Origin of the sequence: Lactiplantibacillus pingfangensis (assembly GCF_005404945.1) — a bacterium.
GTDB classification, from domain to species: Bacteria; Bacillota; Bacilli; order Lactobacillales; family Lactobacillaceae; genus Lactiplantibacillus; species Lactiplantibacillus pingfangensis.
Map to the genome: position 1 here is coordinate 1 of NZ_BJDG01000050.1, position 6,434 is coordinate 6,434.

7 protein-coding genes and 1 pseudogene are annotated in these 6,434 nt (G+C 35.4%); 3 read left to right on the plus strand and 5 right to left on the minus strand.

Annotation, left to right across the window (positions count from 1 at the left end; genetic code table 11):
* The first annotated feature begins 1,306 nt into the window (after positions 1-1,306).
* On the plus strand, positions 1,307-1,774 hold the full coding sequence (locus tag FFM74_RS13320; RefSeq protein ID WP_015474713.1) for a Dps family protein: 468 nt from the start codon (positions 1,307-1,309) through the stop codon (positions 1,772-1,774).
* A gap of 41 nt (positions 1,775-1,815) precedes the next feature.
* Here the strand turns inward: FFM74_RS13320 and FFM74_RS13325 are convergent.
* The 5 genes and pseudogenes from FFM74_RS13325 to FFM74_RS13350 all read right to left on the minus strand — a co-directional run.
* A pseudogene (locus FFM74_RS13325) lies at positions 1,816-1,905 on the minus strand (IS30 family transposase); the annotation flags it as partial.
* A gap of 213 nt (positions 1,906-2,118) precedes the next feature.
* Positions 2,119-2,637 carry a helix-turn-helix domain-containing protein gene (locus FFM74_RS13335; RefSeq protein ID WP_001748066.1) on the minus strand — a complete coding sequence of 173 codons (519 nt, stop codon included), beginning with the start codon at positions 2,635-2,637 and terminating at the stop codon, positions 2,119-2,121.
* Positions 2,630-3,565: a replication initiation protein gene (locus FFM74_RS13340; protein WP_137627111.1), complete on the minus strand. Its 936-nt coding sequence runs from the start codon at positions 3,563-3,565 to the stop codon at positions 2,630-2,632. The genes FFM74_RS13335 and FFM74_RS13340 overlap by 8 nt, the downstream gene beginning before the upstream one ends.
* 723 nt (positions 3,566-4,288) lie before the next feature.
* Entirely contained in the window at positions 4,289-4,501 is a 213-nt protein-coding gene (locus tag FFM74_RS13345; RefSeq protein ID WP_137627113.1) for a hypothetical protein, read from the minus strand.
* A 349-nt stretch (positions 4,502-4,850) separates the two neighbouring features.
* Entirely contained in the window at positions 4,851-5,438 is a 588-nt protein-coding gene (locus tag FFM74_RS13350; protein ID WP_137627112.1) for a site-specific integrase, read from the minus strand.
* 78 nt (positions 5,439-5,516) lie between these two features.
* On the opposite strand from FFM74_RS13350, the gene FFM74_RS13355 reads away from it, so the two are divergent.
* Together FFM74_RS13355 and FFM74_RS13360 are read left to right on the plus strand one after the other, a co-directional pair.
* A complete protein-coding gene (locus tag FFM74_RS13355; RefSeq protein ID WP_003586674.1) occupies positions 5,517-5,795 on the plus strand; it encodes a type II toxin-antitoxin system Phd/YefM family antitoxin in 279 nt (92 codons plus the stop codon).
* The gene (locus FFM74_RS13360) at positions 5,795-6,151 is read left to right on the plus strand and encodes a type II toxin-antitoxin system YafQ family toxin (RefSeq protein WP_046041398.1); all 357 of its coding nucleotides are present in this window, start codon (positions 5,795-5,797) and stop codon (positions 6,149-6,151) included. The genes FFM74_RS13355 and FFM74_RS13360 overlap by 1 nt, the downstream gene beginning before the upstream one ends.
* The last annotated feature ends 283 nt before the right edge of the window (positions 6,152-6,434 follow it).

Genomic DNA, 6,434 nt, shown 5'->3' on the forward strand with positions numbered 1-6,434 from the left:
ATTAAAACAAATAACCCCCAATATCTACATTATAGATATTGGGGGTTATTCTTTCAATGTTTTTGAGGGGCGATTTGGTAAAAATGGGCCCTTAAAAATATATAGCTTACTTGATCTTCCCATTTTCCTGGAAGATCTTTTTTGTTCGAAAATAATCCGACAAAAATTTGTTTTCTTGTTTTTCTGTGCTAAAATTAAGCCGTCTACTCGAACGTGTGTTCGAATATTGAGCAAATAATTTTTAAGGAGGTTGAATCAGCCTTGTACTCATGGTTAATCGTAATATTAGTTGTTTTTTTTCTCATAACAATTGATTTTTTATATTTATGTGACCATATAAATGATACTATCATTGAAAATGGCTATTTTAAAAACATTCTTACAATTATTATTTCAATTTTATCTAGTTGGTTCATCTCCAAATATTTGGGCCCTTTTTTTCTAAATTTCACTTCAGAAGTTGGAGTTACCAATTCATTCGGCTTTATATTAATAATTGTTGCATTAATAGGCTTTTCACTCCTATTCAACGCTGCAAGGCATGACATTGTAACTAGGAAAAAAACTGTACAGCAGGCTCAAAAAAAATACTTCAGACACAATCAAGTCCTAACTTTTTCTATGGTTCATTACGTAATCGGAATAAGTAGTGTTGTAATAGTTAATAGCATTGTATATTTACCAATCTTCCTCGACTTTTTAATTCCGATTCCCAAAAGTTACCCTGGTAACGTTGAAAAAATTGAACTCCAAGAATTCATTACTTTTATTATTACTCTTGTAATGCCTTTTTTAATCATAGTTTTTACCCCCTTTTCTTTGAAAAAATTACTCTCCCATTTCAATAAATAGGGTCCATTATCTAGTATAGACCCTATATCTTCATAGCCCCTTTCTGTTTGGTGTTAAAGTATTAGTCATCGATGTCATGCACTATCTTGTTTAGCTCCGTTTTGATGGAACTGGAAATATTTTCTAGATTGAAATGATTATATATTTCTTTATCCTTAAGCATCCTTTTTTGTGCCTTATTTAATTTACACTCATTGTTACCCACTACCCATTCATCCTTTGTACGTATAAAGGGGTTTTGCGCACTTTCCTTTAACGCGTTTTGAACATCTTCATAAGGTAAATAAAATTCAATTGTAGATTTATTTAATTTTACAATCTACCATATAACGTCTCCATCTTTTCAAAACGACTTAATTCTACGGGCTATAAATAACTTAATTTGCCAGTGTATAACGTTTCAGATTAAGCTACCACTAAGTTATAATAACCATATCGAAAGGAGATCAATCTAATGAAATATACGAAAACCAAAGCAGTATTAAATCAACTCGTTGCCGATTTGAGCCAGATGTCAATGATTATCCATCAGACGCATTGGTACATGCGTGGACCCAACTTTTTGAAGTTGCACCCTTTGATGGATGAGTTCATGGAAGAAATTGACAGCCAACTCGATGTCATTTCTGAACGGCTGATTGCGCTTGATGGCAGTCCTTACTCGACCTTAAAAGAAATGGTCGAAAACACTAAGATTCAAGACTGGCCTGGTGAATGGGACAAAACAACCCCAGAACGCCTCGCACACCTAGTTGATGGCTATCGTTACTTGGAAGACCTTTACCAACACGGCATTGAAGTATCCGATGTTGAGAAAGACTTCAGTACCCAAGATATTTTCATTGGTCTCAAAACCGCAATCGAGAAGAAAATCTGGATGATTCAGGCAGAGCTTGGGTCGGCGCCGGAAATTGATGAATAAAATAATATTAAAAAATCGGTAGACTTATGGTAGATTTTAAAATTAATCCGAACGCCCATTTGGATATTGGACAGCCCTAGTTCACAAAAGGTTTCGATTTTAATTCGTTCGGAATAGGTTATACTAGACAAAAGATCAGCTCCTAAAAGATGGGTTTGTGGTAAACACCATTTTAAAGGAAGCTGATCTTTTTTGTCCGAACAGCGTTCGGATTAATTTTACAATCTACCCACCAGAATAATCTGTGGGACAGTCCCAGCCCTCACCCTTTAGCTTGGCAGCTACAGATTGTTCAAATTTATCTTCCGCTATTTAACTAGTCTTCTTTTCTTTTTTAGTTGTAACTATTTACCAAAACGCCACCACTTTTTAGGTTTAGGTTGTGACTCCGGGGTGCTATTTTCAGGTTCCGGTTGTTTGTCTGACGTCACTTCTTTTTCACTATTATCATGCGGTGCCATCGTTAAGGCTTTCAAGTCCTTAATTTCTGCCTTGTATTCTTCGAGCAGTTGTTTGTCCTGTAAGGCCAATCTTTGTTGCTGATCTAGTAACTTATGTAACTCTTTCTTTTCAGATTGAAATTCTGATACTAAATTTCGAAGGAATTTCACTTCATCTTGTCCATCAACCGCATCTTTTTTGTTGTCGTCAACATCATCTTTTTGTTGACGGTATCTTGTTGATGAATCGTTTGAGAACATTGCTTTAATAGCTTTTTGCCCATCAACATCAACGTAAACAGTATTGCCTTTTGTTGATGTAAATTGACGTAAATCGATTGACGCATCTCTTTTTATCTTTTGCCATATAGCCTGCTTTGAAACGCCCAATTCATCAGCAAGTTCTCTAATAGTTTTAGGCATGATTTCCAAACCCCTTTCGGAGTTCAGCAAGTGCTTCTTGTCTTGCTTGATCTCTTATTTTTTTATCGTGCTCGGCCTGTTTATCAGCCAATGCTTGTTTCTCAGTAGAGCCTAAAGTTAACCCCTTAACCTTGTCAATGGCGCGCCATTTTTCCTGCTCTGTTAATTCACCATTATGCTGAATATTAAAAAGCTTTTGACGCTCATCTTGTATTTGGCCTTGTGAGAAATCATTGGCATCTTTCTTTTCGGGTTTCCAGGTAAACGAATAGCCAATAACTGGTTTCCCACGCCTTTTACCATATTTTTTTCTAACCGTTAACCCTCTAAACAAAGGAGTTAATTCTTCTTTAATGGGTTTTATAACAAATTTATCGACGTTAGAGGGGCTATTCCAGTAACTTTTGGGCATATCTAGTAATTCAAAAAAGTCTTCTTTAGAAAAATAAGCATATCCAGTGGTTCTGAACTGTTTTAGTAACCGAAACATTGTTTTTGCGTAACTACTTTTTAAATCTCTAAACTCTGCCAACGCATAACGAACCCAACTTTCAAGCTTGTTTAAAAGGGGTAAAGCACGTTCATAAACTTTTACGTCTACATAAGGTTCTTCTGCATCTCCATCAATTTTAAATTCTGTAAACAAAACAAAAAACTCTCGAGTTAATCCACTTTTACTTCGTCTACCAAAATGTAATCCCATCATTTTTTCATAAGTTCTCTGAATGTCATCTTCAAAACGGTTATTTGCAGTAGGTTTATAAGCACTTAACTCTTTTAATTGATCAAAAGTAAAACGAATGGTCTGATTACTCTTATCACGCATACGAGAAATAATCGAAAAAAATAAATTCATTTCAACTGGAGTAAATTTTCGAAGTGGAATGGTATTTAACTCTGGATCATATTTAATAATTTCATTTCCCATGCTGTACCTCCTAATGATTACAAATTAATTTTAGATTATGTTTATCAAGTAGTCAACTTTATATTTCTACTTGATAAACAGACAAAACCTACTTGATAAACAGACAAAACCTACTTGATAAACAGACAAAACCTACTTGATAAACAGACAAAACCTACTTGATAAACTTCTGTATGTCTTGGGAGAGTAAGGCTCAAGAGGGGTCTAAAAGAGGTTTAAAAGAGGTTTATAAAAGAGGTATAAAAGAGGCACCGCTGTACGAGATTAAAATCTAGAAACAAAAAACACAAAGGAGTGAGCTAAAAACTGGCTCACATTCAACTCCAGTCGCTACGCTCCTTGCGCCTCACTCTGTTCGTTGCCTGCAAAGGAGTGACAAGTCACATTCAATATGGGCGCTGACGCCCCGTACCCCGTCCAAGCTGAACCAGCTTAACCGCTTTTTCACTCGCCGTTAGGCAGGAAAGCAAAGTTCTATAGAAACTTTGGCTTTTCGCCAATTCAGTGTTAAGACTGGTTTAGAGCTGTCAATTCCTTATGCTCCCACGATTTGCTCGTCCGCTACCATTGACAGCAAACAGTTAGTTTTTTTGAATCTTAACAAGAACTTAGCTGCTATGTTCGTTTTTTAGGGCCTTATTTTTCGTTTCTAGCAATTTTAAGACTATTCATATACATTTATACCAAAGCAAAACAAAAAGCCCTCAGCAGGCTCTTAGAGGGCTAAATAACGAAGCCAGGACGATTAATAATATCTTCTTGTCTTTTTTGCAAAATATAAGTGTATAAGGAATCATACAAATTCTTTTTAATCTCGTTAGGTTCATTGACAGAAGCTTCAAACAATTCTTGAATATCAACTTGCCAAGGATCAGCAAGCATTTCATCAATTGATTTTAATACTTTCTTTTCGTCAATCTTAATGACTCCTAACATCATGCTTTCAGTTTAAATTCACAGATCTTACAGCACCGTTATTCAAAATTTGTTACCAAGCTTATAAAGATTATCTGCACAAAGCAATTAAAAATTTTGGCTTAAAACAGCGTAATCTGCAACACTTTTTAAATATTTAAAACATAACAATCTTAGTTAATTGCAAACATAAATTGGATTAAAAATACAGTCAATTCAACAACAGCAGAAATTGATTTTATGGTTATCAGCAGACCGAGTGAAACGAGGTCAATGCGCACTTACACACCACAATTAAAATTGCTGGTGTTTGTGCTAAATTTCCTGTATCAGAAGTCGCCGTTGGCGACAACTAAAAATCCAAATAAAACTAACCAAAATCAATTTGATCTAACATACTTTCGGTACTGGCTTGGTCTAAGCCTAAATAAGCTAAAGTCATGGCTTCACTGGAATGATTTAATAAGTGCATGACTAAGCCAATATTGTAATTGGATTGCGTATAAACGCGATAAGCCCCAGTTTTGCGCATCGTATGAGTACCTAGATAATTAATTCCTAACAGATCGCCAACCTTACTCATAATTTTGTAGAACTGTTTTTCAGTAATATGGCGTTCTGGGTGTTGAATTGAAGGAAAGAGCCATTCAGAATCCAGCTTATGATCAAGCAGCCATTGACGGTACAATAAGAGCTCTGTTTGAACAGGTTTAAGGTACAAGGTATTCGGTTTACCAGTTTTTCGGTCATGAATAAACGCATTTTGTTTAATAGAACCGTCCGGATTAAAAATATCGGTTTGTTTTAAGCGCATGACATCACTCACTCGCAGTAGCGTCGCTTTACCAACTTGAAAAACTGTATAGTTACGCCGGCCAGCTTTAAAGTTGTTGAGTAAGGTATCTTGAACCTCTTTGAGAACGTTTGAATCTTTGATGGGTAAGACAACTTGTTGCATAGTTTGAGCTCCTTTAAAATTTTTGATTTTTAGTACAAATTAAAGTACAATATTAAGTACAAAGAAAGGGTGGTAAATATGACATTAGCACTAACACAGAGCGATTTTCGCGCTAACCTAAAAAAATATTTAGATCAAGTTAATGACGAAGACGAAACCGTTTATATTGCTCGTTCAAATAGTCGCGCAGTAGCCATCGTTTCACAAGAAAAAATGGACTGGCTAGAAAGAGCATTAAAAGCTAAAGAAGGTTCGTTAGAATATGCAATTGCACGTGATCAGTTAATTAAACGCCATGTTTTACCTGACGATGAAATTGTTGAATCAGATGATGATTATTGGGGTCAGTTTAAATAATGAAAAAACTAAGATTTAAACCACGTGCAACCTTTAATGCTGATCTAAAACGGTTAGCCAGTTTAGACAAATCTATTATTGATGAAGTTCGAGCAGCCATTGATCTGTTGCTTGAGCAACAACAATTACCACCAGAATTTGAAGATCATGAGCTTAATCGGCGAATGAGCGGTTATAATGAATTTCACTTACGAGATACCCCGAAAAACAAAACACCAAGCGAAACTAACGATGTCCTGGTGGTTTATACGATTGATAAAGATGAACTAGTCTTAATTGGCATTCGAGTCGGATCGCATGATCGTTTATTTCCTGGTCAAAATCGTGCTAAAAGGTATCGAAAAAATGACGAATAAAGGAAGTTATTTTTAGTATATAAAAATAAATGGCCCCTAATATCTTGATTATAGATGTTGGGGGCCTCTTTAACAACGGTCAGCTTTGAAATTATTGAGTAAAGTATCTTGAACCTCTTTAAGAACGTTCGAATCTTTTATGGGTAAGACAACTTGTTGCATGTAAATGACCTCCAGTAAGAATATTTGCATTGTGTATCTACATAGGATATACTTGACTTGTAATAATAATTTAGGAGGGGAAAATATGGAACTTATTAAAGAACAAACACGCTTAGCAAAG

Excerpts from the sequence above, each read along its gene's own strand:
- FFM74_RS13320 (WP_015474713.1), top strand. The coding sequence starts at position 1,307 with ATGAAATATACGAAAACCAAAGCAGTATTAAATCAACTCGTTGCCGAT.
- FFM74_RS13335 (WP_001748066.1), bottom strand. The coding sequence starts at position 2,637 with ATGCCTAAAACTATTAGAGAACTTGCTGATGAATTGGGCGTTTCAAAG.
- FFM74_RS13340 (WP_137627111.1), bottom strand. The coding sequence starts at position 3,565 with ATGGGAAATGAAATTATTAAATATGATCCAGAGTTAAATACCATTCCA.
- FFM74_RS13345 (WP_137627113.1), bottom strand. The coding sequence starts at position 4,501 with ATGTTAGGAGTCATTAAGATTGACGAAAAGAAAGTATTAAAATCAATT.
- FFM74_RS13350 (WP_137627112.1), bottom strand. The coding sequence starts at position 5,438 with ATGCAACAAGTTGTCTTACCCATCAAAGATTCAAACGTTCTCAAAGAG.
- FFM74_RS13355 (WP_003586674.1), top strand. The coding sequence starts at position 5,517 with ATGACATTAGCACTAACACAGAGCGATTTTCGCGCTAACCTAAAAAAA.
- FFM74_RS13360 (WP_046041398.1), top strand. The coding sequence starts at position 5,795 with ATGAAAAAACTAAGATTTAAACCACGTGCAACCTTTAATGCTGATCTA.